The sequence below is a fragment of the Pseudomonas sp. RIT623 genome, assembly GCF_004519305.1.
GTDB lineage: Bacteria > Pseudomonadota > Gammaproteobacteria > Pseudomonadales > Pseudomonadaceae > Aquipseudomonas.
The window spans coordinates 335,800-360,058 of sequence record NZ_SOZA01000001.1; the positions used below are offsets into that span (position 1 = coordinate 335,800).

The 24,259-nt window shown below is 65.0% G+C and carries 25 protein-coding genes; 9 read left to right on the top strand and 16 right to left on the bottom strand.

Annotated features, from left to right (window positions below):
* Positions 1–26: 26 nt before the first annotated feature.
* Positions 27–917, bottom strand: a complete 891-nt coding sequence (ubiA, locus tag E3U47_RS01580; protein WP_134689174.1) for a 4-hydroxybenzoate octaprenyltransferase — start codon at positions 915–917, stop codon at positions 27–29.
* On the bottom strand, positions 917–1,474 hold the full coding sequence (locus E3U47_RS01585; protein WP_134689175.1) for a chorismate lyase: 558 nt from the start codon (positions 1,472–1,474) through the stop codon (positions 917–919). The genes ubiA and E3U47_RS01585 overlap by 1 nt, the downstream gene beginning before the upstream one ends.
* Positions 1,475–1,659: 185 nt before the next feature.
* Between E3U47_RS01585 and E3U47_RS01590 the strand changes: the two genes are divergently transcribed.
* The 4 genes from E3U47_RS01590 (at position 1,660) to E3U47_RS01605 (ending at position 4,004) form a co-directional block, all read left to right on the top strand.
* On the top strand, positions 1,660–1,827 hold the full coding sequence (locus tag E3U47_RS01590) for a rubredoxin (RefSeq protein WP_011536423.1): 168 nt from the start codon (positions 1,660–1,662) through the stop codon (positions 1,825–1,827).
* A gap of 35 nt (positions 1,828–1,862) precedes the next feature.
* Positions 1,863–3,011, top strand: coding sequence for an NAD(P)/FAD-dependent oxidoreductase (locus E3U47_RS01595; RefSeq protein ID WP_134689176.1), 1,149 nt, complete (start codon positions 1,863–1,865; stop codon positions 3,009–3,011).
* A 188-nt stretch (positions 3,012–3,199) separates the two neighbouring features.
* Entirely contained in the window at positions 3,200–3,496 is a 297-nt protein-coding gene (locus E3U47_RS01600; protein ID WP_134689177.1) for an HU family DNA-binding protein, read from the top strand.
* A 133-nt stretch (positions 3,497–3,629) separates the two neighbouring features.
* Positions 3,630–4,004 (top strand): helicase, encoded by a 375-nt coding sequence (locus E3U47_RS01605; protein ID WP_134689178.1) that lies wholly within the window; start codon positions 3,630–3,632, stop codon positions 4,002–4,004.
* Between the two features lie 102 nt (positions 4,005–4,106).
* On the opposite strand, the gene E3U47_RS01610 is transcribed toward E3U47_RS01605, so the two are convergent.
* The 6 genes from E3U47_RS01610 to exbB form a co-directional block, all read right to left on the bottom strand.
* Positions 4,107–5,510: an aminoacyl-tRNA deacylase and HDOD domain-containing protein gene (locus E3U47_RS01610; RefSeq protein WP_134689179.1), complete on the bottom strand. Its 1,404-nt coding sequence runs from the start codon at positions 5,508–5,510 to the stop codon at positions 4,107–4,109.
* Positions 5,511–5,588: 78 nt separating this feature from the next.
* Positions 5,589–7,667: an ATP-dependent DNA helicase RecG gene (gene recG / locus E3U47_RS01615; RefSeq protein ID WP_134689180.1), complete on the bottom strand. Its 2,079-nt coding sequence runs from the start codon at positions 7,665–7,667 to the stop codon at positions 5,589–5,591.
* 4 nt (positions 7,668–7,671) lie between these two features.
* Entirely contained in the window at positions 7,672–8,598 is a 927-nt protein-coding gene (locus tag E3U47_RS01620) for a hydrogen peroxide-inducible genes activator (RefSeq protein ID WP_134689181.1), read from the bottom strand.
* A 94-nt stretch (positions 8,599–8,692) separates the two neighbouring features.
* Complete coding sequence (locus tag E3U47_RS01625) at positions 8,693–9,427, bottom strand: energy transducer TonB (protein WP_134689182.1); 735 nt, start codon at positions 9,425–9,427, stop codon at positions 8,693–8,695.
* Positions 9,424–9,852, bottom strand: coding sequence for a TonB system transport protein ExbD (gene exbD / locus E3U47_RS01630; protein ID WP_134689183.1), 429 nt, complete (start codon positions 9,850–9,852; stop codon positions 9,424–9,426). Before exbD ends, E3U47_RS01625 begins: the two co-directional genes overlap by 4 nt.
* Positions 9,853–9,855: 3 nt before the next feature.
* Positions 9,856–10,830 (bottom strand): tonB-system energizer ExbB, encoded by a 975-nt coding sequence (gene exbB, locus E3U47_RS01635; protein ID WP_134689184.1) that lies wholly within the window; start codon positions 10,828–10,830, stop codon positions 9,856–9,858.
* Between the two features lie 192 nt (positions 10,831–11,022).
* Here exbB and E3U47_RS01640 point away from each other — a divergent pair, with 192 nt between their 5' ends.
* On the top strand, positions 11,023–11,877 hold the full coding sequence (locus E3U47_RS01640) for an SDR family oxidoreductase (RefSeq protein ID WP_134689185.1): 855 nt from the start codon (positions 11,023–11,025) through the stop codon (positions 11,875–11,877).
* Between the two features lie 82 nt (positions 11,878–11,959).
* On the opposite strand, the gene E3U47_RS01645 is transcribed toward E3U47_RS01640, so the two are convergent.
* From E3U47_RS01645 to E3U47_RS01665, 5 genes are all read right to left on the bottom strand, one after another.
* Positions 11,960–12,685 carry a hypothetical protein gene (locus tag E3U47_RS01645; protein ID WP_134689186.1) on the bottom strand — a complete coding sequence of 242 codons (726 nt, stop codon included), beginning with the start codon at positions 12,683–12,685 and terminating at the stop codon, positions 11,960–11,962.
* A 55-nt stretch (positions 12,686–12,740) separates the two neighbouring features.
* The gene (locus tag E3U47_RS01650; protein ID WP_003253379.1) at positions 12,741–13,121 is read right to left on the bottom strand and encodes a RidA family protein; all 381 of its coding nucleotides are present in this window, start codon (positions 13,119–13,121) and stop codon (positions 12,741–12,743) included.
* Between the two features lie 23 nt (positions 13,122–13,144).
* On the bottom strand, positions 13,145–15,253 hold the full coding sequence (spoT, locus tag E3U47_RS01655; protein WP_134689187.1) for a bifunctional GTP diphosphokinase/guanosine-3',5'-bis pyrophosphate 3'-pyrophosphohydrolase: 2,109 nt from the start codon (positions 15,251–15,253) through the stop codon (positions 13,145–13,147).
* Between the two features lie 59 nt (positions 15,254–15,312).
* Positions 15,313–15,576 carry a DNA-directed RNA polymerase subunit omega gene (rpoZ, locus tag E3U47_RS01660; RefSeq protein ID WP_008091595.1) on the bottom strand — a complete coding sequence of 88 codons (264 nt, stop codon included), beginning with the start codon at positions 15,574–15,576 and terminating at the stop codon, positions 15,313–15,315.
* A gap of 279 nt (positions 15,577–15,855) precedes the next feature.
* Positions 15,856–16,731 (bottom strand): LysR family transcriptional regulator, encoded by an 876-nt coding sequence (locus E3U47_RS01665; protein WP_134689188.1) that lies wholly within the window; start codon positions 16,729–16,731, stop codon positions 15,856–15,858.
* 207 nt (positions 16,732–16,938) lie between these two features.
* On the opposite strand from E3U47_RS01665, the gene E3U47_RS01670 reads away from it, so the two are divergent.
* From E3U47_RS01670 to E3U47_RS01680, 3 genes are all read left to right on the top strand, one after another.
* On the top strand, positions 16,939–18,321 hold the full coding sequence (locus E3U47_RS01670) for a glutamine synthetase family protein (RefSeq protein WP_134689189.1): 1,383 nt from the start codon (positions 16,939–16,941) through the stop codon (positions 18,319–18,321).
* Between the two features lie 4 nt (positions 18,322–18,325).
* A complete protein-coding gene (locus E3U47_RS01675) occupies positions 18,326–19,099 on the top strand; it encodes a gamma-glutamyl-gamma-aminobutyrate hydrolase family protein (RefSeq protein WP_134689190.1) in 774 nt (257 codons plus the stop codon).
* Positions 19,100–19,212: 113 nt separating this feature from the next.
* A complete protein-coding gene (locus tag E3U47_RS01680; protein ID WP_134689191.1) occupies positions 19,213–20,754 on the top strand; it encodes an APC family permease in 1,542 nt (513 codons plus the stop codon).
* Positions 20,755–20,848: 94 nt separating this feature from the next.
* Here E3U47_RS01680 and gmk read toward each other — a convergent pair whose 3' ends face one another.
* Complete coding sequence (gene gmk / locus E3U47_RS01685) at positions 20,849–21,469, bottom strand: guanylate kinase (RefSeq protein ID WP_134689192.1); 621 nt, start codon at positions 21,467–21,469, stop codon at positions 20,849–20,851.
* Positions 21,470–21,482: 13 nt separating this feature from the next.
* Entirely contained in the window at positions 21,483–22,346 is an 864-nt protein-coding gene (locus E3U47_RS01690) for a YicC/YloC family endoribonuclease (RefSeq protein ID WP_134689193.1), read from the bottom strand.
* A gap of 221 nt (positions 22,347–22,567) precedes the next feature.
* Here E3U47_RS01690 and rph point away from each other — a divergent pair, with 221 nt between their 5' ends.
* Positions 22,568–23,290, top strand: coding sequence for a ribonuclease PH (gene rph, locus E3U47_RS01695; RefSeq protein WP_134689194.1), 723 nt, complete (start codon positions 22,568–22,570; stop codon positions 23,288–23,290).
* A 119-nt stretch (positions 23,291–23,409) separates the two neighbouring features.
* Here the strand turns inward: rph and E3U47_RS01700 are convergent, their stop codons facing one another.
* Positions 23,410–24,189 carry an exodeoxyribonuclease III gene (locus tag E3U47_RS01700; RefSeq protein WP_134689195.1) on the bottom strand — a complete coding sequence of 260 codons (780 nt, stop codon included), beginning with the start codon at positions 24,187–24,189 and terminating at the stop codon, positions 23,410–23,412.
* Positions 24,190–24,259 lie beyond the last annotated feature (70 nt).

Sequence of the window (24,259 nt, forward strand, 5' to 3'; positions counted from 1 at the left end):
CTTGCCGGCGAACGAGGCCGCCGGCGTCAGCGCAAGGCGTAATCCAGTACCACCCCGATGAAGATCAGCATCCCCGCCCAATGGTTGTGCAGGAATGCCTTGAAGCAGGCGTCGCGGTCCAGCGTGCGCGTCGTCCAGAACTCCCAGGCAAAGCACAGCGCCGCTGCCAGCAGCCCCAGATGGAACCAGCCGCCCAGTTCGAAGCGGTTGCCGGCCAGCAACAGGCAGCCCAGCGACAGCAGTTGCAGGGTCAGGATGATCACCCGGTCGGCCTCGCCAAACAGGATCGCGGTGGATTTCACCCCGATCTTCAGGTCGTCGTCACGGTCGACCATGGCGTAGTAGGTGTCGTAGCCCACCGTCCACAGCAGGTTGGCCAGGTACAGCAGCCAGGCACTGGCCGGCAGCTCGCCGCCAGCAGCGGTGAAGGCCATGGGGATGCCCCAGGAGTAGGCCGCGCCCAGCACCACCTGTGGGTAGTAGGTGTAGCGCTTCATGAATGGGTAGCAGAACGCCAGGGCCACGGCGCCGAACGACAGCCAGACGGTGCTGGCGTTGGTGCACAGCACCAGGAGGAAGCTCACCGCCACCAGCAGCGCGAACAACCCCAGGGCCTCGCGCGGCTTGACCCGGCCGCTGGCCAGTGGTCGGTCGGCGGTGCGCTTGACGTGGCCATCGACCTTGCGGTCGGCGAAATCGTTGATGCAGCAGCCCGCGGCGCGCATCAGCACCACGCCGAGGGCGAAGATCAGCACGTTTTTCACGCTGGGTGCGCCGTTGCCGGCGATCCACACCGCGACCAGGGTCGGCCACAGCAGCAGGTAGATGCCGATGGGCCGGTCCATGCGACTGAGCTGGATGAAGTCCCAGGCCCTGGGGTGCAGGCGATTGAGCGACTTGAGCAGGTTCAGGTACATCAGCGGTTCGCCTCCTGGGCCGCGGCCCACAGGGTCGGCAGGAAGATCTCGGCCACCAGCAGGTCGAGGCCGGCGCGCTCGAAGCGCGAGCGCCGGCCCCAGAGCCCGGCCTGGGCAGCCTCGGTGGGGAGCCAGGCCTGTGGATAACGGCAGGCCTCGATGGGGTGACGGACGAATGCCTGGTCGCAGAACAGCAGCTCACCGAGCGAGCGGCTGCCCAGGGTTTCCAGGTCGAGGCCACCGCGCTCCAGGACACTGCGCCCGGCCACGCTGCGGGCGAACACCCACGGCTGGCCATGGCCACGCAGGTACACCTCGCGCACCCAGCCTTGCGCGCCAGGCGCCAGGCCCAGGGCCGCGCATTCGTCGTCGCGCAGCGCCTGCCAGCCCTCGAACAGGGGCGTGACGCTGAAGTGGTCATGGGAGAGGCGGGTCAGGCGGCGGGTCAGGGAGCCTTCGTCGAACAGCCAGTCCAAAGTCGGCTGGTCGAGCGTGCTCGCCAGCTGTGGATACGGCAGCCACGCGACAGCGGCTGCTTGCGGGGTTTCGTACGGCACGTCGGTATGCTTGATACAGGCCAGAGAGGCGGCGAGCTTAGCATGTTTGCCCTTGTGGCTTGCATCCTGCCAGCAGGGCCAGTAAAAAAGCCCACCAAAGATTGCGCGATGGTCTTGCCGCGGGTTGTCCCGCGCCAACCATCAGCGGCAACGCACTCCCGAGCCTGACCAAGGAACAGCACCGAATGAAGAAGTGGCAATGTATTGTCTGCGGCCTGATCTACGACGAAGCCGAAGGCTGGCCGGATGACGGCATCGCCCCCGGCACCCGCTGGGAAGATGTGCCGGAAGATTGGCTGTGCCCCGACTGCGGCGTGGGCAAGAGCGACTTCGAAATGATCGCCATCGGCTGATCGCCCCCTCAAGTTCTGAAGAAGGAATGCACGACATGACGTCCCCTGTGGTGATCATTGGCACCGGCCTGGCCGGCTACAACCTGGCGCGCGAGTTTCGCAAGCTCGATGGCGACACGCCGCTGCTGCTGATCACCGCCGATGACGGTCGCTCGTATTCCAAGCCCATGCTCTCCACCGGCTTTGCCAAGCACAAGGACGCCGACGGCCTGTGCATGGCCGAGCCTGGCGCCATGGCCGAGCAGCTCAAGGCCGAAATCCGCACCCACACCCGCATCAGCGGCATCGACCCGGGCCACAAGCGCCTGTGGATCGGCGAGGAGGCGGTCGAGTACCGTGACCTGGTGCTGGCCTGGGGGGCGCAAACCGTGCAGGTGCCGGTCGAAGGCGATACTGGCGAGTTGATCTTCCCGATCAACGACCTCGAGGACTATGCCCGTTTTCGCGCAGCGGCCGCCGGCAAGCAGCGGGTGCTGATCCTCGGCGCCGGCCTGATTGGCTGCGAGTTCGCCAATGACCTGACCTTGGGCGGCCTGCATTGCGAAGTGGTGGCACCGTGCGAGCAGGTCATGCCGACCCTGCTGCATCCTGCGGCGGCCGGCGCTGTGCAGGCCGGCCTGGAAGGGTTGGGCGTGCGTTTCCACCTGGGGCCGATACTGACCCGTCTGCAGCGGGTCGGCGAAGCGCTCGAGGCGCACCTGTCCGATGGCCGCGTGATCCCCTGCGACCTGGTGGTGTCGGCCATCGGCCTGCGTCCACGCACCGACCTGGCTGCGGCGGCGGGTTTGCAGGTCAACCGTGGCGTGGTGGTCGACCGCCAGCTGCGTACCTCCCACGCCAATATCTTCGCCCTGGGCGACTGCGCCGAGGTCGACGGCATCAACCTGCTGTATGTGATGCCCTTGATGACCTGCGCCCGTGCCCTGGCCCAGACCCTGGCCGGCAACCCAACCACGGTCAGCTACGGGCCGATGCCGGTCACGGTGAAGACCCCGGCTTGTCCCTTGGTGGTCTCGCCACCGCCTGTCGGCCATGAGGGTACCTGGGTGGTCGAAGGTAGCGGCGCCGATCTGAAAGTGCTCTGCCACGGCGCGGATGGGCAGTTGTTGGGCTATGCCCTGACCGGTGGCGCGGTCATGGAAAAACTCGCGTTGAATCGGCAGTTGCCGGCCCTTATGGCGTAAATAGCGGGCGTTCTGTCGGAATTATCCTGTTCTTGCCGCGACAATGGCCGCCCAGATACTGGCGCGGTCCTGGCCGGCATGCCATCCTCACTGACGTCTACCGCAGGCTAGAGCCTGCGGTGCCTTGAGCGCTGCTCTGTTCGGCAGCACGGCATAACAACAAGAAATCCCGTCAAAGAGGCTTCACTATGCGTAAACCAGAACTCGCCGCCGTCATCGCCGAAAAGGCCGATCTGACCAAGGAAAAGGCCAATATTGTCCTGAACGCGATTCTCGACAGCATCACCGGCGCGCTCGACAAGGACACCGTCACCCTGGTTGGTTTCGGGACCTTCGAAAAACGCCATCGTGGCGCCCGCACCGGCAAGAACCCCCAGACCGGCGAGCCGGTGAAGATCAAGGCCAGCAATACCGTCGCCTTCAAGCCAGGCAAGAACCTGCGTGACAGCGTCAACGCTCCGGCCAAGCCTGCCAAGAAAAAGTGATTTGCAGGTCATCCTGACGGGCGCCGAGAGGCGCCCGTTGCGTTTCTGGTAACCAAATGCGGCGAACTTGCATAAACAGGGCGGGAAACGGATAAACTGCGCGTCTCAGTCATTTTTCATTCGAGGGGCGTTGATGAAGTTTCGTTTTCTTCTCTGGGCCATGGGCTTGCTGATGGCCAAGGCCAGCCGCAACAACCCGGCGTTCCAGCAGCAGCTGCAGGACAAGGACCTGGTCTTCCAGATGCAGACGCTCGACGGCAAGGTTGCCCGGCACTTCATCGTCAAGGACTTGCGCATCACCAGCCAGGGGGGCCTGCACCCGCAGCCGGCGTTCGCCATTGCCTTCAAGGATGCCGCGTACGGCTTTGCCACGCTGCAGGCGGGCAACAAGCAGCTGGCGTTCATGCAGGGGATTCAGGAGAAGAACATCCAGATCAAGGGTAATCCGGCGCTGGTGATCTGGTTCCAGGGCTTGATGAAGTACCTGAAACCGAAGAAGAAAGCCTGAGATCCTATGTGACGGGTTCGCCGGCAAGCCGGCTCCTACAGGGGTACGCATCTTCTGCAGGAGCCGGCTTGCCGGCGAATGGGGCGCCAAGCACCCCTCGACTTAATGCTGCACGTGGAACTGCGACGCCAATTCGCGCAGCAGCGCTTCGGCCTCCAGCACCTTGTTCACCACTTCTTCGGCCTTGTCGCGGGTCAGCCCCAGGCGCTCGAGCAGGGCATCCGGGATCTCGTCCTGCGGGCCCGAGCCGATACCCCGCGAGCGCAGCAGGCGCACTGCCAGGCACACCAAGTTGGGGAAGGCCGCATACTCACCATCGTACTCCGGGTCGTGCTGGAAGCGCAGGGCCGTGGATAGTTCGTCCGGCATGTCCCAAAGCTTCATCAGCCAGGCACCGATCTGTTCGCGGCTGATACCCAGCAGGTGCTGTTCCACATAGCTGTGGCACAGGTGCGGGTTGACCTCCAGGTGTCGGCAGATCAGCGAGAAGTGCGGTGGGAAGACGTGGGCCAGTAGCAGGTAGCCGAAGTTGTGCAGCAGGCCGGCCAGGTAGGTCAGGCCGGCCTCCGGGCGTTCGGCGCGCGGCATGGCGCGGGTCAGGCCCTCGATTATCGCGGCGGTGTAGATAGACTGCTGCCAGTACGGCGTGGCCTGCTGCGGGTGGTCCTTGGGCAGGCTCAGGGTCTTGCCCAGGGCCAGGCCCAGGGCCAGGTTTATCACCAGGTCGAAGCCCAGCACGCGCACGATCGCGTCCTCCACCGAGCGAATCTTGCCGGGTGAGGCGTAGTAGGGCGAGGCTGCCCAGCTGACCACCTGCGCGGCCAGGGCGGGGTCGGTCTCCACCACGCCGGTGATGTCGTCGATGCTGGCGTTGGGGTCGACGCGCAGCTTGATGATTTTCTGCGCGGTGTCGGCCAGCGGTGGGATCTCGATGGTCTGCTCCAAGCGCTGCTGGATGCGACGGGCGGTGAAGGCCTGGACGGCGCGGATGACTTCCTTGGGCGGGCCGTCCAACTGCTCGAAACTGAGGCGAATATCACTGATCGGCTGGCCGAAGGTGCTGGCGCTGGCCTTGGCCAGCATCTTCTTGAAGGCGGTACGGCCGATTTCCAGGAGCAGCCCGGCTTCACCCGACTGGATCAACAGGGTCTCGTTGTCCAGCAGGCTCTTCTCGTACTGGCACGGCGAGCTGGTCAGCGCCGGGATGGCGGGCAGGGTCTTGAGGTGATGCTTGTCGAGCATGTGCTTGAGGCGCGCCAGGGGCACGGCGGTCAGCTTACGGCCGGTCAGCTCTTCAAGGCGCTTGAGGTCCAGCAGCTGACTGTGCGGGAACAGCACCATCAGTGCGCCGATCTCGTCGTCGAGCAGCACCGCCTGGACCCGCGAGGCGGCTGGCAACCCAGGGTGCTCGGCGACCTCGCGGTAGGTCACGCCGAGTTTTTCGAGCAACAGCCGGATGACAGACGGTGCGTGTGGGGTTGCGGTATCCAGGGCAACTTCAGTCATGGTCTGTATCCATTGATTCTTTTAAACGCGAAGTATAACCAGCCTGACCGGCAAGCTGGATCCATAATGGGACGGGCGTCACACCTGGCCATATTGCTGGCCGTGGCGTAGCCAGCGGTCGAGCAGCGGGCTGACGTGCGCCGGCCAGCGTGCCAGCAGGGCCTGGGCGGCGTCGCGCACGGCCGGCAGCAGGTCGGCGTCGCGCATCAGGTCGGCGACCTTGAACTGCAGCAAGCCGGTCTGCCGGGTACCGAGCATCTCGCCGGGGCCACGCAGCTCCAGGTCCTTCTCTGCAATGACGAAGCCATCGTTGGTTTCGCGCATGATGCCCAGGCGCTCGCGACCGATCTGCGACAGTGGCGGATGGTAGAGCAGCACGCAATGGCTCACTGCGCTGCCTCGGCCAACCCGACCGCGCAACTGGTGCAGTTGGGCCAGGCCCAGGCGCTCGGGGTTCTCGATGATCATCAGGCTGGCATTGGGTACGTCGACGCCGACCTCGATTACCGTGGTAGCCACCAGCAGTTGCAGCTCGCCAGCCTTGAACTCGGCCATCACCGCCGCTTTTTCCGCAGGCTTCATGCGCCCGTGGATCAGGCCCACGCGCAGTTCGCCCAGGGCGCTGCCCAGCTCTTCGAAGGTGCTCTCGGCGGCCTGGCAGGTCAGCTCCTCGGATTCTTCGATCAGGGTGCACACCCAGTAGGCCTGACGACCTTCGGCACAGGCGGCGCGGACTCGCTCGACCACCTCGAAACGACGGCTGTCGGCGACCAGCACGGTGTTCACCGGTGTACGACCGGGCGGCAATTCATCGAGGACCGAGGTGTCCAGGTCGGCGTAGGCGCTCATGGCCAGGGTGCGTGGGATCGGGGTGGCGGTCATGATCAACTGGTGCGGGCACAGCTGGCCCATGACGCCTTTCTTGCGCAGGGCCAGGCGCTGCTGCACGCCGAAGCGATGTTGTTCGTCGATGATCGCCAGGGCCAGGTGCTTGAACTGTACTTCTTCCTGGAACAGTGCGTGGGTGCCGACCACCATTGGCGCGCCGCTGGCGATCTGCTCCAGGGCGCTGGCACGGGCCTTGCCCTTGAGCTTGCCGGCCAGCCAGGCGACCTCGATGCCCAGCGGTTCGAGCCAGCGCTTGAAGGTGATGAAGTGCTGTTCGGCGAGAATCTCGGTAGGCGCCATCAATGCCACCTGGTAGCCGGCCTCCAAGGCCTGCAGGGCGGCCAGCGCGGCGACCACGGTCTTGCCCGCGCCGACATCGCCCTGGACCAGGCGCATCATCGGCTCTGGCTGGCTGAGGTCGTAGGCGATCTCGTTGCCGACCCGTTGTTGCGCGCCAGTTGGCTTGAAGCCGAGGTTGGCCAGGTACTGCGCCGGCAGGCGGCTGGCCTTGGGCAGCACCGGCGCGCGCAGGCTGCGCAGGCTTTCGCGCAGGCGCTGTTGGGATAGTTGGTGGGTCAGCAGCTCTTCGAAGGCCAGCCGGTGTTGGGCCCAATGGTGCCCCTCAGCCAACTCGTCGAGGTCGGCATCGGCCGGCGGGTTGTGCAGGTAGCGGATGGCGTCGCTCAACGGTGCCAACTGATAGTCACGGGCCAGCTCGTCAGGCAGCCAGTCGGGCAGGCTGCGCGGACCGAGCAGGCCGAGGCTCTGCTGGCACAACAGGCGCAGACGCTGCTGGGTCAGGCCCTCGGTGGTCGGGTAGATCGGCGTCAGGGTCTGTTCCACCGGCGGTGGCGCTTCGTCGCCGTTGAGCGCGCGGTATTCCGGGTGGTAGATCTCCAGGCCCGAGGCGCCCGGGCGCGCTTCGCCGTAGCAACGCAGGTGGGTACCGCGCTTGAGGCCTTCCTTCTGCGCGTTGCTGAAGTGGTAGAAGCGCAGGCTCAGCGAGCCGCTGCCGTCGCCCAGGCGTACCACCAGGCTGCGGCGCTTGCCCATGGTCACGTCGGCGCCGCTGACCACACCCTCGATCACTGCGTCCTGGCCTGGGCGCAACTGGCCGATGGGCACCACCCGGGTGCGGTCCTGATAGCGCAACGGCAGGTGGAACAGCAGGTCTTGCAGGTTCTCCAGGCCAACCTTGGCGAGTTTTTCCGCCATGGCATCGCCTACGCCCTTGAGCGTGGTGACCGGGACGTTCGACAGCTCGGTCATGGGCTCAGGCCGGTTGTTCCACGGGCGGCTTGGCCACCGAGCAGAGGCGGATCGAGTCGGCGAGGATCTCGATGGCCTTCGGCCGCGGGAAGCTGGCGCGCCAGGCAATGGCGACGGTACGGAATGGTGCGGGCGCGGTCAGTGGGCGCACTTCGATCACCCCCGGGGCGTAATGATGGCTGTGCACCGCCGACAGCGGCAGGATCGACACGCCCAGGCCCGAGGCGACCATGTGGCGGATGGTTTCCAGCGAGCTGGATTCGACCGTGGTGTGCTTGGCGCCTTCGCCACCCTTGTTCAGGGTCGGGCAGGCTTCGAGCACCTGGTCGCGGAAACAGTGGCCCTCGCCGAGCAGCAGCAGACTCTTGTCGTTGAGCAGCGCGGTGTCGATGGTGTCCTTGGCGGTCCACGGGTGGTCGGCCGGCATCAGCGCGCAGAACGGCTCGTCGTACAGCGGCAGGGTCAGCACGTCGGCCTCGTTGAACGGCAGGGCGATGATCACTGCGTCCAGTTCGCCATTGCGCAGCTTCTCGCGCAGCACGTGGGTGAAGTTTTCCTCGATGTACAGCGGCATCTGCGGTGCGACCCGGTGCAACTGCGGAATCAGGTGCGGGAACAGGTACGGGCCCACGGTATAGATGGCGCCGACCTTGAGCGGGGCGGTGAGCTGGTTCTTGCCGGCCTGGGCCAGTTCGCGGATGCCCTGGGCTTGCTCAAGGACCTTCTGCGCCTGGGCGACGATGCTCTCGCCGACCGGGGTCAGGCGCACCGCGCTCTTGCTGCGCTCGAAGATCAGCACGCCGAGTTCATCCTCGAGCTTCTTCACGCCCACCGACAGAGTCGGCTGGCTGACGTGGCAACGCTCGGCTGCGTGGCCGAAGTGCTGCTCTTGCGCGAGGGTGACGATGTAGCGGAGTTCGGTGAGGGTCATAACGTGCGTCCATGAAGTTGCGGCCCCAGCATAGCGGCTGCAATCGATAGACGCACGTTATCAGACTTGCCGTTTTGTGACAGAAACAAAAACGTCAGCGTCGGTCCAGAGAGTAGACGAACGGCGCGACCACCTCGATCGTGCCATTGTTCAGCAGCTCTGCTGGCGGCTTGGGTACCGTGCCGGCGCGGCGGATCATCTCCAGCGTCGCCCGGTCCAGGGCCGCACTGCCGGAACCACCGGCCAGCGAGTACGACACCACCTTGCCCTCGGCATCGACCACGAAGCGCAGGCGGTTGATGCCCTGCAGCCCGCGACGGCGAGCGTCCTCGGGGTACTTCTTGTACTTGGCCAGGTGGCGCAGCAGGTCGCTTTGCCAGCTCGGCAAGGCGTTGCTGTTGGAGGCGATGCTTGGCTGTGGCGCCGCCGACTTCTGCGGTGGCGAGTTGCTCGGCGGCGTGTCCGCGACATCGTCCTTGGCTGGTGGCTCGTCCTTCGGCGGCTCAGGCTTTTTCTCAGGCTTGGGCGGCTGTGGCTTGGCCTTGGGCTTGGGCGGCTTGGGGATGGCGATCTTCGGCTTGGGCGCCTCGGCCAGTTTCGGCAGCGGCGGTTCCTCGACCGGCGTCGGTGGTTTCGGGGCGGCCTTCGGCGGCGGCGGCGGCGCGGGCTCGGGCAGCGGTGCCAGCTCAACCATCATCGCTGCCGGTGGCAGTTCGATGGCCTGGGGCACCGACCAGTTGAGCGTCAGCAGCACGGCGACCGCGTGCACACCCAGCACCAGTGCCAGGCTGCCACCGTAGCGCGCCATGTTCGAGCGCGTTTTCGTCATTTCTTGGCTGCCGTCTCGAGTCCGACCAGGCCGACCTTCAGGTAACCGGCGGCACGCATGGTGTTCATCACCTCCATCAGGTCGCCATAGTCGACGCCCTTGTCAGCCTGGAAGAAGATGGTGGTTTCCTTGTCGCCCTTGGTCTTGGCATCGAGCATGCTGCCAAGCTGGTCGGGCTGGGCCACCTGGTCATCGCCGACATACAGCTTCTTGTCGGCCTTGACGCTGACGAACACCGGCTTCTCGGGCCTCGGCGCAGGCTTGGCGGTCGAGGCGGGCAGGTCGACCTTGATGTCGACCGTGGCCAAGGGGGCAGCAACCATGAAGATGATCAGCAGCACCAACATCACGTCGATGAACGGCGTAACGTTGATTTCGTGGTTTTCGGCGAGATCGTCGCCACCTTCGTTGAGATGCAGGCCCATGGCTTACCCCACTTTCACCATGTGCGGGGCGGCGCGCTCGCCACCCTGGTGGTCCAGATCACGGCTGACCAGCAGCAGGACCTGCGCGGAGGCGTCGGACACCTGGGCCTTGTAGCCGGCGATGGAGCGGGCGAAGACGTTGTAGATGACCACGGCCGGGATCGCCGCGACCAGGCCCAGGGCGGTGGCCAGCAGGGCTTCGGCGATACCGGGGGCGACCACGGCAAGGTTGGTGGTCTGGGTCTTGGCGATGCCGATGAAGCTGTTCATGATGCCCCAGACGGTACCGAACAGGCCGACGAACGGGGCGGTGGAGCCAATGGTGGCCAGCACGCCGGTGCCGCTGCTCATGGTACGGCCGCTGGCGGCGACCAGGCGCTCGAGGCGGAAGCTGACGCGCTCCTTGATGCCTTCTTTCTCGCGGGCGTTGGCCGAAAGGCGCATTTCCTCGAGGGCGTCATGCACCAGGGTGTGGGCCAGGGTGCCTTCCTTGTTCGACACCTCGCTGGCCTCTTTCAGGCTCACCGAGCGTTTCAGGGCGGCGATCTCGCCACGCAGGCGGCGCTTGGCGCCCATCAGCTCGAAGCCTTTGGCGATCCAGATGGTCCAGGTGATGATCGAGGCGATGGCCAGGCCGATCATCACGGCCTTCACCACCACGTCGGCGTTCTTGTACATGCCCCAGGGGGACAGGTCGTGGGCCATGCCCAGCGAAGTGTCTTCGACCATCGCCTGGACGTTCTCGTCGGTCGGGGCCTGGCCTTCCAGCGGAGCAGTCGCGTCGGTCGGTGCGGCAACCGGGGCCTGGCCTTCGGCGGCAGGCGTGGCCGGGGCGGCGACAGCGGCGGCTGCCGGGGTAGCGGCGACAGGCTCTTCGGCCATGGCTGCCGGGGCCAGTACCAGGCTGAACATCAGCGCGGCAATGGCGCGCCAGGCGCGCGACGGGGTTGGCGAAGCGGAAGGTTGAGTGCGTGTCATGCTGGCCGGACCTGATGAAGAGAAATGGGTTGAGTTCTTCAAGGCCTCGAAGCAGGCCGAGAACAGACAAGGCGGCCATTATTGCAAGTAATTCTTGTTAACAAAAGTAATGAGATTGCTTTTTTTGACCTTGGTATAGCCGTTGATCGCGTTAACCCGATAGCCTGCGCCTTTCGCATTGGGAGATTTGGTATGTCAGACGTTTCAGCTTTGATCGTGGGTTGCGGTGATGTGGGCAGCCGCCTGGCCCGCCAACTGCTTGCTCAAGGCTGGCAGGTCAGCGGCTTGCGGCGTTCGGTCGATCAGCTGCCCGAAGGCGTGCGGCCCATTGCCGCCGATCTTTCTGATCGCCGCCAACCTGAGGCCTGGCCCGAGTGCGCGCCTGACTACCTGGTGTACTGCGTGGCCGCCAACCAGCATGACGAGGCCGGCTACCAGGCCGCCTATGTCGAGGGGTTACGCCATGTGCTGGGGTGGCTTGAGCGCAACGGCCAGGCGCCGCGCCGCCTGCTGTTCGTTTCCAGCAGCAGTGTCTATGCGCAGCAGGATGGCGAGTGGATCGACGAGACCGCCAGCACCGCGCCTGAAGGCTATTCCGGCAAGGTGATGCTGGAAGCGGAGCGTCTGGCCCTTGAAAGTGACATCCCTGCCAGCATCGTGCGCCTGACCGGTATCTATGGCCCGGGCCGAGAGTGGCTGCTGAGTCAGGTTCGTCAGGGCTATCGTGTAGCCGAGGAGCCGCCCTTGTATGGCAACCGGATCCATGCCGAGGATGCCGCGAGCTTGCTGGCGCATCTGCTGCAGTCTGATGCCCAGGGTGTAGCGCTCGATGATTGCTATATCGGCGTGGATGACGACCCGGCGCCGCTGGCTGACGTGGTGGCTTGGTTGCGCGGGTATCTTGGGGTGACCGAATGGTCGGATGAGCAACGCGTGCGGCGTACCGGCAGCAAGCGCTGCAGCAATGCGCGGGCGCGGGCGCTAGGCTGGGTGCCGCAGTATCCGAGTTATAAAGAGGGGTATGCGGCCATTCTGGCAGGGCGTTGAGTGGCAGTTCGCCGGCAAGCCGGCTCCTACAGGTGAAGCGTAATCTGTAGGAGCCGGCTTGCCGGCGAATGGGCTGGATCTGTCAATCCTTCTCCAGCAGCCACTGCCGCGCACCGGGCGTCAGCTGCGGTTTTTCATCGGGCTGGGCAAGATTCACCGCCTGGTAGATTTCCAGGGTGTCGCCGTCACGTTTGAACATCCACGGTGCGCCGCGTTGGTTGCGTTCAAGCCACAGGCTGTCGTTGCTACCCCCCATATCGGCGCAGTCGCCGGCCAGGCACAGGGCGAAACGATCCGGGCCGGGCAGGCCGGTCACGCTGCCAGTGTCGCTGAAGCGCACCACGGCGCCTTTGCCCTGGCCTTCGACGATCTTCCAGTCGCCGCCCAGGTAGGCCTGGTACAGCGCCCTCTCGAAACTGCCGCCCAATGGAGCGTTGCCCGCGGTTTTGCTGCGCACGAACCGCTGTTTACCGACCTCCGGGTCGTTGGTGGTCAACGTGTCGCCGGAGAGGCCGAGTTGCTGGCCTTGATCACCGGAAAACCTGACTTCCCAAGGCTCCTTGGCGGTTACCAGGTGGCCGTCAACGGCTTCGAACCCGTTGGTATAACTGGCAGCCTGCTTGGCCACATCCAGCTTCCATTCCAGGGCGAGGCCGTGTTTGTTCAGGGTCTGGGTGATTCGGCCGCTCTTGACGGCGGAGTCGATGGCGTCCTGGTTGATCCAGGTGCCGTCGAGGTCTTCAGGTTTGTGGCTGGCGCAGCCGCCCAGGATCAGGGCTGCCAGCGCGAGGGGCAGGGCATGACGCATGGTGGGGACCTTCAGGCAGGAAAGGCGGCAGGCAGGGCGCCGGCCGCCTGGGGCATCACTCGATGACGAGGATGGCGTCCATCTCGACTTGCGAGCCCTTCGGCAGGGCTGCCACGCCGATGGCGGCGCGGGCCGGATAGGGCTGCTCGAAGTAGCGACCCATGACTTCGTTGACCTTGGCGAAGTGGCTGAGGTCGGTGAGGAAGATGTTCAGCTTGACGATGTCCTTGAACGAACCGCCGGCGGCCTCGGCTACAGCCTTGAGGTTTTCGAACACCTGCACGGTCTGGGCTTCGAAGCCTTCGACCAGCTCCATGGTCTTTGGATCGAGCGGAATCTGGCCCGACATGTAGACGGTATTGCCGGCCTTGATCGCCTGCGAGTAAGTGCCGATGGCGGCAGGGGCCTTGTCGCTGTTGATGACGGTCTTGCTCATGATGACTCCTTGCGGTTGGCGGACTACGCACGTGTCCGGGTGATGCGGACCACGCCGGTGAGGGTGCGCAGTTTCTTGATCACACGGGCCAGGTGCACGCGGTCGCGCACGCTGACCACCAGTTGGACCACGCTGATACGGCCGTCGCGTTCGTCCATGCTGATTTTCTCGATGTTGCCGTCGGCGGCGTTGACGCTGCTGGCCAGCAGGGCGATCAGGCCACGCTGGTGCTCCAGCTCGACGCGCAGCTCGACATTGAACTCGCCGGTGATGTCCTTGGCCCAGGAGAGCTGCAGGCACTTCTCTGGGTTGTGGCGGATTTCACTGATGTTGCGGCAGTCTTCCAGGTGCACGACCATGCCCTTGCCCGCCGACAGGTGGCCGACGATGGCATCGCCCGGGATCGGCGTGCAGCACTTGGCGTAGCTGAGTACCAGGCCCTCGGTGCCGCGGATCGCCAGTGGGCCTTCCGGCGCCGGCAGTTGCTCGCCCTCGGCGGACAGCAGGCGGCGGGCCACCACGTAGGCCATGCGGTTGCCCAGGCCGATGTCTTCGAGCAGGTCCTCGATCAGCTCCAGGCGGTACTCGCTGAGAATGGCCTGGATACGCTCCTGGGGAATCAGCTCCAGGCTGCTGTCGAAGCCGGTCAGCACCTTGTTCAGCAGGCGCTCGCCAAGGCTGATGGACTCGGAGCGGCGCTGCTGCTTGAGGGCATGGCGAATATGCGTGCGCGCCTTACCGGTGACCACGAAGTTGAGCCAGGCCGGGTTCGGCCGTGCGCCCGGCGCGCTGACGATCTCGACGGTGGAGCCGCTCTGCAGCGGCTCGGACAGCGGTGCGAGGCGGCGATTGATGCGGCAGGCGATACAGCTGTTGCCGACGTCGGTGTGCACCGCGTAGGCGAAGTCGACGGCGGTGGAGCCCTTGGGCAGCTCCATGATCCGGCCTTTCGGGGTGAAGACGTAGACCTCATCGGGGAACAGGTCGATCTTCACGCTCTCGATGAACTCCAGCGAGTTGCCGGCGCGCTGCTGCAGCTCGAGGATGCCCTTGACCCATTGGCGGGCGCGGGCGTGGCTGCCCTTGGGCTGCTCCTGCTCGTTGGACTTGTACAGCCAGTGCGCGGCAATGCCGTTGTTGGCCATCTCTTCCATCTCGCGGGTGCGGATCTGGATTTCGATGGGCACGCCGTGCATGCCGAACAGCGTGGTGTGCAACGACTGGTAGCCGTTGGCCTTGGGAATCGCGATGTAGTCCTTGAAGCGCCCCGGCAGCGGTTTGTACAGGTTGTGCACGGCGCCGAGCACGCGGTAGCAGGTGTCGACCTTGTCGACGATGATGCGGAAGGCGTACACGTCCATGATCTCGGTGAAGGCGCGGCGCTTGCCGCGCATCTTCTTGTAGATGCCATAGAGGTGTTTCTGCCGGCCGCTGACTTCGCCCTCGATGCCGTCGGCGGCCAGGCAGTTGGCCAGCGAGGTCTCGATCTTGGCGACGATCTCCTTGCGGTTGCCACGGGCGGCCTTGACCGCGCGGTGGATCAACGTCGAGCGCATCGGGTGCATGGCCTTGAAGCCGAGGTCCTCGAACTCCACGCGCACGGTGTGCATCCCCAGGCGGTTGGCGATGGGGGCGTAGATCTCGAGGGTTTCCTTGGCGATGCGCCGGCGCTTCTCGCCGGACAGCACCTCCAGCGTGCGCATGTTGTGCAGGCGGTCGGCCAGCTTGACCAGGATCACGCGGATATCGCGGGCCATGGCCATGGCCATCTTCTGGAAGTTCTCGGCCTGCGCCTCGGCCTTGGTCTCGAAGTTCATCTGGGTCAGCTTGCTGACCCCGTCGACCAGCTCGGCGACAGTCTCGCCGAATTGCTGGCTCAAGGCTTCCTTGGCGATGCCGGTGTCTTCGATCACGTCGTGCAGCATGGCCGCCATCAGGCTCTGATGGTCCATGTGCATGTCGGCGAGGATGCTGGCCACGGCCAGCGGGTGGGTCACGTAGGGCTCGCCGCTGCGGCGGCGCTGCCCATCGTGGGCCTGTTCGGCGTAGAAGTAGGCGCGCCGGACCAGGTTGACCTGTTCGGGGCCTAGATAGGTCGACAGCCGTTCGGCGAGGGCTTCTATACCCGGCATGGGTTCACCTCTTGCTGAAGAAGAGGGCCTTGCGCCGCACGGTGTCGACTAGGCATCAATCAGACCGCCTCGTTGTTCTCGTCCTCGAATGCGGCGAACACCGGATCTTCGGTGACGATCTCTTCGGCGGCGATGAATTCAGGAGTGACGATACCTTCGGCGATCTCACGCAGGGCGACGACGGTGGGCTTGTCGTTTTCCCATGCAACGCGCGGCTCTTTGCCGCCGGTCGCCAGCTGGCGGGCGCGCTTGGTCGAGAGCATGACCAGCTCGAAGCGGTTATCCACGTGTTCCAGGCAGTCTTCAACAGTTACGCGGGCCATGGTCTTCCTCAGTAGCAAATGCGGTAGGCGTGCGCCCAGAATGGGCAGGCGGACTCGATAGTTTAAAAAATCACCAGCCAATAGGGAAGGGCTGTTTTATCGGGTGTACCTGTGGCGCCTGTATCGCGGGGCAAGCCTGCTCCCACGCATGTGTTCCCGAATCGGGGCAAGGTGGGGGCGGGCTTGACCCGCGATAGGGCCGATCCAGGCAATTGGAGCCAACCGCCGATGCCCGACAATAGCTTGCCGTCCATCGCCGACACAACCGCCCTTGACGCGTTAACGCAACATTGCGTCGCGCAGGCGCGGGGTCAACTCCTCGAACAGCGTCTGCACCGAACGCAAGGCCCGGCAATCCGGGCGGGTCAGCAGCCACAGCTGGGTGTCGCAGCCCGGTAGTGGGCCGCTCAGCGCCTCTACCCCCGGCAGGGCGTGAACCATGTAGTCGGGCAGCGCCGCCACGCCCAGGCCGGTGGTCACCAACTGGGCGATGGTCGACATGCCGCTGCACTGGTAGCGCGGGATCAGCCCTGGGTGATACTGGTTGCGCCAGACCACGGTGGCGTGGTCCTGCATGGAGTCGTCGGGGGCGATCCACGGCACGCTGGCGGGCGAGGCATCGAGCCGCTCGCGCAGCTGCGCACGCCCACAGATCACGTAGCTGGTCGAGCCCAGGCAACGGCCCACCAGGTGCTCCGGTGGCGTATTGGTCAGGCGCAGGGCAATGTCGGCGTCGCGTCGGCTGAGGTTGGCGAAGGTGTTGGAGGTGCCCATTTCCAGCGACAGCGCTGGGTAGTTGGGCATGAACTCGGCCAGCGCCGGCAACAGCAGGCTGTGCAGCACCGCCTCGGTACAGGTCAGGCGCACCGTGCCGCTGACCACCTGCTCGCCGCTGGTCAGGGCGATACGCGCGGCGTCCAGCGCCTGCTCGGCGCGTTCGGCCTGCTCGGCCAGGGCCTGGGCGGTGTCGGTGGGCAGGTAGCCCTTGCGGCTCTTGACGAACAGCGCGGTGCCCAGTGCCGATTCCAGTCGCCGGATCGAGCGGAACACCGTGGAAACGTCGACCTTGAGCAGCTCGGCGGCCTTGGCCAGGGAGCGCCCGCGTTCCAGCGCCAGGACCAGGGCGAGGTCCGCATGGTTGATCTGATATTGCATCGATGCACGCTCTGCTTGCCGAAATGCCAATGTCTGTTGCGTGGGGGCCATTTTATAGTGAAACGGCCCCCCGGAATCAATGCACCCGGTCGGCGACCAGCCCCCAACGATGGGCCAGTGAAAAGAACAACAGCAGCACCATCGTCGCCTTTCGAGGCGTCATCCGCAGTTCCCACATCGCCGCTCCAAATCGAAGGATGTACAGCCATGACGTCGGTCTCCCCGTGCGCCAGTTCTTCCCGCGAGATGAATGAGTTCCTGGATGCCCATCCGGATACCCAGTACGTCGACCTGCTGATCTCCGACATGAACGGGGTGGTGCGCGGCAAGCGCATCGAGCGCGCCAGCCTGCACAAGGTGTACGAAAAGGGCATCAACCTGCCGGCCTCGCTGTTCGCCCTCGACATCAACGGCTCGACCGTCGAAAGCACCGGCCTGGGCCTGGACATCGGCGACGCCGACCGTGTCTGCCACCCGATCCCCGGCACGCTGTCCGACGAGCCGTGGCAGAAACGCCCGACCGCCCAGTTGCTGATGACCATGCACGAGCTGGACGGCGCGCCGTTCTTCGCCGACCCGCGGGAAGTGCTGCGCCAGGTGGTGGCCAAGTTCGATGCCCTGGGCCTGGATATCTGCGCGGCCTTCGAGCTGGAGTTCTACCTGATCGACCAGGACAACCTCAACGGCCGGCCACAGCCGCCACGCTCGCCGCTTTCGGGCAAGCGCCCGCAGTCGACCCAGGTGTACCTGATCGACGACCTCGATGAATATGCCGACTGCCTGCAGGACATGCTCGAGGCTGCCAAGGAACAAGGCCTGCCGGCCGACGCCATCGTCAAGGAAAGCGCCCCGGCGCAGTTCGAGGTCAACCTGCATCATGTCGCCGACCCGCTCAAGGCCTGCGACTACGCGATCTTGCTCAAGCGCCTGATCAAGAACGTCGCCTATGACCATGAGATGGACACCACCTTCATGGCCAAGCCCTATCCGGGCCAAGCGGGTAACGGCTTGCACGTGCACATCTCGCTGCTGGACAAGAAAACCGGCAAGAACATCTTCGCCAACGACGACCCGCTGCAAAGCGACGCGCTGCGCCATGCCATCGGCGGCGTGCTGGAGACCATGCCGGCGTCGATGGCCTTCCTCTGCCCGAACATCAACTCCTATCGCCGCTTCGGCGCCCAGTTCTACGTGCCCAACGCACCGAGCTGGGGCCTGGACAACCGTACCGTGGCCGTGCGCGTGCCCACCGACAGCAGTGACAACGTGCGCATCGAGCACCGCGTGGCCGGTGCCGATGCCAACCCGTACCTGATGCTCGCGGCGATCCTTGCCGGCATCCACCACGGCCTGACCCACCAGGTCGAGCCGGGCGCGCCAATCGAGGGCAACTCGTACGAGCAACTGGAGCAGAGCCTGCCGAACAACCTGCGCGACGCCTTGCGCGCGCTGGACGACAGCGAAGTGCTCAACCAATACATCAGCCCGGACTACATCGATATCTTCGTGGCCTGCAAGGAGAGCGAGCTGGCCGAGTTCGAAGTGTCGATCTCCGACCTCGAGTACAACTGGTACCTGCACACGGTGTAAGCCCATGAGCGCAATTGCGGTCCCCTTGATCGGTGTCAGCGCCTGCCGCCAGCAGGTGGGGAAGAACTCGTCGCACACGGTGGGTGACAAGTACGTCGAGGCCGCGGGCTTCGCCGGGCTGCCGCTGATCCTGCCGGCGCGTGATGGTGGCAGCGACCCGCAGGCGCTGCTGGCACGCCTGGATGGCATTCTTTTTACCGGTTCGCCTTCAAATGTCGAGCCGCATCATTACAATGGCGCGCCCAGCGTGGAAGGTACCCGCCATGACCTGGCGCGCGACCGGCTGACGTTGCCCCTGCTGCAGGCGGCGATCGTCGCCGGCGTGCCGGTGTTGTGCGTCTGCCGTGGTTTCCAGGAGCTGAACGTGGCCCTGGGTGGCAGCTTGCACCAGCGGGTGCAGGAACTGCCCGGCTACCTGGATCACCGCGAACCTGAGGACGCACCCCTGGAGGTGCAGTACGGCCCTCGGCACCCGGTCGGCATTGAGCCTGGCGGAGTGTTCGAGCGCCTGGGCCTGGCTGCGCAGTTCGAGGTCAACTCGCTGCACAGCCAGGGCATCGACCGCCTGGCCCCGGGCCTGCGTGTCGAGGCACGGGCCCCGGATGGCCTGATCGAAGCGGTGTCGATGCCTGACGCGCCGGGCTTTGTGCTTGGCGTGCAGTGGCACCCTGAATGGCGTTTCGCCGAAAACCCGGTTTCGCTGCGCCTGTTCGAGGCGTTCCGCGAGGCTTGCATTGCCCATGCTGCACGGGAGGGGGTGCGTCGGGAAACACCCTGACGTTAGCCGAAGGTCCTGGATGACCGTGCCCCCACCGCGAGCTTTCAATGAGTGAAAGCGGGCCCTCTACGGCGGGCCTGTGAAAACAATTCCAATAGTTACGGCGCAGACTCATGAATGAATACACAGAAGCCGGGCGTCCACCCGACGCGGCGTCCGACTCGGGCAACACCCAGCGCAGCAAGGGCCTGGCCAAGGGGCGGCTCGGCCTGTTGGCCAGCGTCGTGCTGGGCATCTCCACCATCGCCCCGGTCTACACCCTGACCGGCGCGCTTGGCCCGACCGTGCGCGAAGTCGGCGCTCACCTGCCCGCGGTGTTCATCGTCGGCTTCCTGCCGATGCTGCTGGTGGCCCTAGGTTACCGCGAGCTTAATTCGGCGGAGCCTGATAGTGGCACCTCCTTTACCTGGTCGGCCCGCGCCTTTGGCCCGATGATCGGCTGGATTGGCGGCTGGGGGCTGGTGGTGGCCACCACCATCGTGCTGTCCAACCTGGCGGGCGTGGCGGTGGACTTCTTCTATCTGTTCCTCGCGCAGATCACCGGCAACCAGGCGCTGGCGGCCCTGGCCGACAACCTGTTGGTCAACGTCAGCACCTGTTGCGTGTTCATCGCCCTGGCGGTGTGGATTTGTTGCCGCGGCATGGCCACTACCATGACGGTGCAATATGGCCTGGTGGCCTTGCAGCTCTTGGTGTTGATCGGTTTTGCCTTCGCCGCCTTCGGCGAAACCACCGCGCCGCCGCCGCTGGCGTTCGACCTGGCCTGGTTCAACCCGTTCGGTGTCGAGTCGTTCTCCGCCTTTGCCGCCGGCCTGTCGCTGTCTATTTTCATCTTCTGGGGCTGGGACGTGTGCCTGACCGTCAGCGAAGAGTCGGTGGGTAGCGAAGAGGTGCCGGGCAAGGCCGCCACCTGGACTGTGCTGCTGATTCTCGGCTTGTACCTGCTCACCGCCATCGCCACCTTGCAGTTCGCCGGGATCAGCGATCAAGGCCTGGGCCTGGGCAACCCGCGTATCCAGGAAAACGTCTTCGCCCACCTGGCCGGCCCGGTCATGGGGCCGCTGGCGATCCTGATGTCCATTGCCGTGCTGGCCAGTACCGCCGCCTCGCTGCAGTCGACCTTCGTGTCGCCGGCGCGCACGCTGCTGGCCATGGGTTATTACGGTGCCGTGCCACAGCGCTTCGCCAAGGTCTGCCCGCGTTCGCAGACGCCACGCTACGCGACCATTTGCGCCGGTATCGCCGCGGGCGTGTTCTACGTGACCATGCGCACCCTCAGCGAGAACGTGCTGGCCGACACCATCACCGCGCTGGGCATGATGATCTGCTTCTATTACTCGCTGACCGCGTTCGCCTGTGTCTGGTATTTCCGCCACAGCCTGTTCGACAGCGTGCGGCACTTTTTCATGCGCGGCGTGTGCCCGCTGGTGGGTGGGGTGATCCTGTCGGTGATCTTCGTGCGCACCGCCATCGACAGCGCTTCGCCGGACTTCGGCAGCGGCTCGCATGTGGCTGGGCTGGGGTTGGTGTTCGTGATCGCGGCGATCATCTCGGCACTGGGGATCGTGCTGATGATGCTGTCCCGCCTGCGGGCGCCGGCGTATTTCCTGGGGGCTACCCTGCGTCAGCAGGCGACCATCCCACTGCAGGAATGAAGAATGGGGCTGCTTGGCAGCCCTTCGCCGGCAAGCCGGCTCCTACAGGTTTGGCGTCGCGCCCGGAGGAGCCGGCTTGCCGGCGAATGCGCGTTCAGCCGATCAGCTGTTTCAGCAGCGCGCCATGGCGTTGTTGCTGCTTTTCCAGCAGCAAGCGGTTCGAGGCGAACACCGCCTTCATCTCTTCCAGGGCCACGGCGAAGTCATCATTGATGATGACGTACTCATATTCGTCGTAGTGCACCATCTCGCTGACCGCTTCCTTCATGCGTCCGGCAATGATTTCCTCGCTGTCCTGGCCGCGACCGTCCAGGCGCTGGCGCAGGGCCTCCTGGCTTGGCGGCAGGATGAAGATCGAGCGCGCCTCGGGCATCAGCTTGCGTACCTGCTGGGCACCTTGCCAATCGATCTCGAGGATCAGGTCGTAGCCCTGGTCGAGGGTTTCCTGCAGCGCGCTGCGCGAGGTGCCGTAGAAGTTGCCGAACACCTCGGCGTGCTCAAGGAAGTCGCCTTGGGCGATCAGTGTCTTGAACTCTTCGTGAATCACGAAGTGGTAGTTCACCCCGTGCACCTCGCCCGGGCGCATGGCTCGGGTGGTGTGGGAGACCGATACGCGTACGCGCGGGTCGTCCTTGATCAGGGCCGTGACCAGGCTGGTCTTGCCGGCGCCGGACGGGGCCGAGACGATGTAGAGGGTGCCGCTGCTGTGGTTCATGGTAGGGGTGGCCTTACTCGATGTTCTGTACTTGTTCACGCATCTGCTCGATCAGCACCTTGAGGTTGACCGCCGCTTGGGTGCTGCGCGGGTCGAACGCCTTGGAGCCGAGGGTGTTGGCTTCGCGATTGAGCTCCTGCATCAGGAAGTCCAGGCGCCGGCCAGCAGCGCCGCCGGACTTGAGCACTCGGCGCACCTCGGTGACGTGGGTGCTGAGGCGGTCGAGTTCCTCGGCGACGTCGCTCTTCTGCGCCAGCAGGACCATCTCCTGCTCCAGGCGCTGTGGGTCGAGCTCGGCCTGCATGTCGCTAAAACGGTCGAGGACTTTCTGCCGTTGCGCCGCCAGCATCTGCGGCACCAGGGCGCGCAGGGTGGTGACTTCGCTGGCCATGCTGTCCAGGCGTTCGTTGATCAGCCGGGCCAGTTCGGCACCTTCACGCTGCCGGCCAGCCTTGAGCTCGGCCAGGGCCTCGTCGAACAGCGCGATGGCTTCGGCGTTGAGCGCCTGGGGGTCGGTTGCATCGGCCACCAGCACGCCAGGCCAGGCCAGCACTTCCAGGGGGTTGAGCGGGGCTGGCTGCTTGATCAGGCCGGCGACGGTCTCGGCGGCGGCGACCAGTTGCGCAGCGCGCTCGCGGTCGACCTGTAGCGGCTTGCCGGCGTTGTCCTCGCTCAGGCGCAAGGTGCATTCGACCTTGCCGCGCGACAGGCCTTGGCGCAGGCCTTCACGCACCGCGCCCTCGAGGTCGCGCAGGGCCTCGGGCAGGCGCAGGTGGGGTTCGAGATAGCGGTGGTTGACCGAGCGCAGCTCCCAGGCCAGGGTGCCTTGGCTGCCTGCGCGCTCGACACGGGCAAATGCGGTCATGCTGTGCACCATGGGGCGTACCTCGCGACTTCAGGTGAATAGGGGGAGAGCCTTCCGGCTGCAAGGCGCAGGATTGTAGCGCAGTGCGGCCCAGGCGCCCATGCTACCGGCAGGTGCGTAAGTCGATGGGAAAAGGCGACAGGTAGCGCGGGTACGACGATAGGCATGTCTTCAGCGGGCGTCGGGCTCTATAATGCTCGACAGATTCAAATGTCCCGGTACAGGTATCCCAGATGAAACGTCCAAGTGGTCGCGCCGCCGATCAGCTCCGCTCGATCCGCATTACCCGCAACTACACCAAGCACGCCGAGGGGTCGGTACTGGTCGAGTTCGGTGACACCAAGGTCATCTGCACGGTCAGCGTCGAAAATGGTGTTCCCCGCTTCCTCAAGGGCCAGGGCCAAGGCTGGCTGACCGCCGAGTACGGCATGCTGCCGCGTTCCACTGGCGAACGTAACCAGCGCGAAGCCAGCCGTGGCAAGCAGGGCGGGCGCACCCTCGAGATCCAGCGCCTGATCGGCCGCTCGCTGCGCGCCGCACTGGACATGAGCAAGCTCGGCGACATCACCCTGTACGTCGACTGCGATGTCATCCAGGCCGATGGCGGTACCCGCACCGCCTCGATCACCGGTGCCATGGTCGCCCTGTGCGACGCCCTGGCGGTGATCAAGAAGCGCGGCGGCCTCAAGGGCGGCAACCCGCTCAAGCACATGATCGCCGCGGTGTCGGTGGGCATGTACCAGGGCGAGGCGGTACTCGATCTCGACTACCTCGAAGACTCCGCCGCCGAGACCGACCTGAACGTGGTCATGACCAGCGCCGGTGGCTTCATCGAGGTGCAGGGCACCGCCGAAGGCGCGCCGTTCCAGCCTGAAGACTTCAACGCCATGCTGGCGCTGGCGCAAAAAGGCATGAGCGAGATCTTCGAGCTGCAGAACGCCGCCCTGGCTGACTGACAGATAGCAATCGGGGCCGCCTTGCGGCCCATCGCCGGCAAGCCGGCTCCTACAGGTTTTGCACGATCCATGTAGGAGCCGGCTTGCCGGCGATGGGCCGCGAGGCGGCCCCAATGCGTTTAGATGGTCAGCGTCCAGTCGTAGTCGACGATCAGCGGCGCATGCTGCGAGAAGCGCGGTTGGCGCGGCAGGCGGGCGTTGCGTACGAAGCGGCGCAGGCCTGGGGTGAGGATCTGGTAGTCGAAACGGTAGCCCAGGTTGAGCATCTCGGCCTGTTCGTTGTCTGGCCACCAGCTGTACTGGTCGCCTTCGCGGCTGACTTCACGCAGCGCATCGACATAGCCCATGTCGCCGGTGATCGCGTCCATCCAGGCGCGCTCTGGCGGCAGGAAGCCGACCGCCTGCTGGCTGTCACGCCAGTTCTTGATGTCGAGCTTCTGCTGCGCCACGTAGAACGAGCCGCAATAGATGTATTCGCGACGCTTGCGACGCTGCTTGTCCAGGTACTTGGCGAAGTCGTCCATCAACTTGAACTTCTGGTTCAAGTCATCATCGCCGTTCATGCCCGAAGGCAGCAGCAGGCTGGCAATACTTACCTTGTCGAAATCCGCTTGCAGGTAGCGCCCGTAACGGTCGGCCGTCTCGAAGCCCAGGCCGGTGATGACTGCCTTGGGCTGCATGCGCGAATACAGTGCCACGCCACCTTGGGTGGGCACCTCCGCATCGCAGGCGTAAAGGAAATAGCCATCGAGCTGGAAAGCTGGGTCGTCGAGTTCAAAGGCCGAGGCGCGGGTATCCTGAAGGCAGATGACGTCGGCATTCTGGGCTTGCAGCCAGCTGAGCAATCCACGCTCGGCCGCAGCCTGAATGCCATTTACGTTCACACTGATGATCCGCATAAATGGCCCCAAAAATCTCGTGCGTGTATGATACCCGAGCTCAACACATTTAGCTAAATCCGTGGTGTCC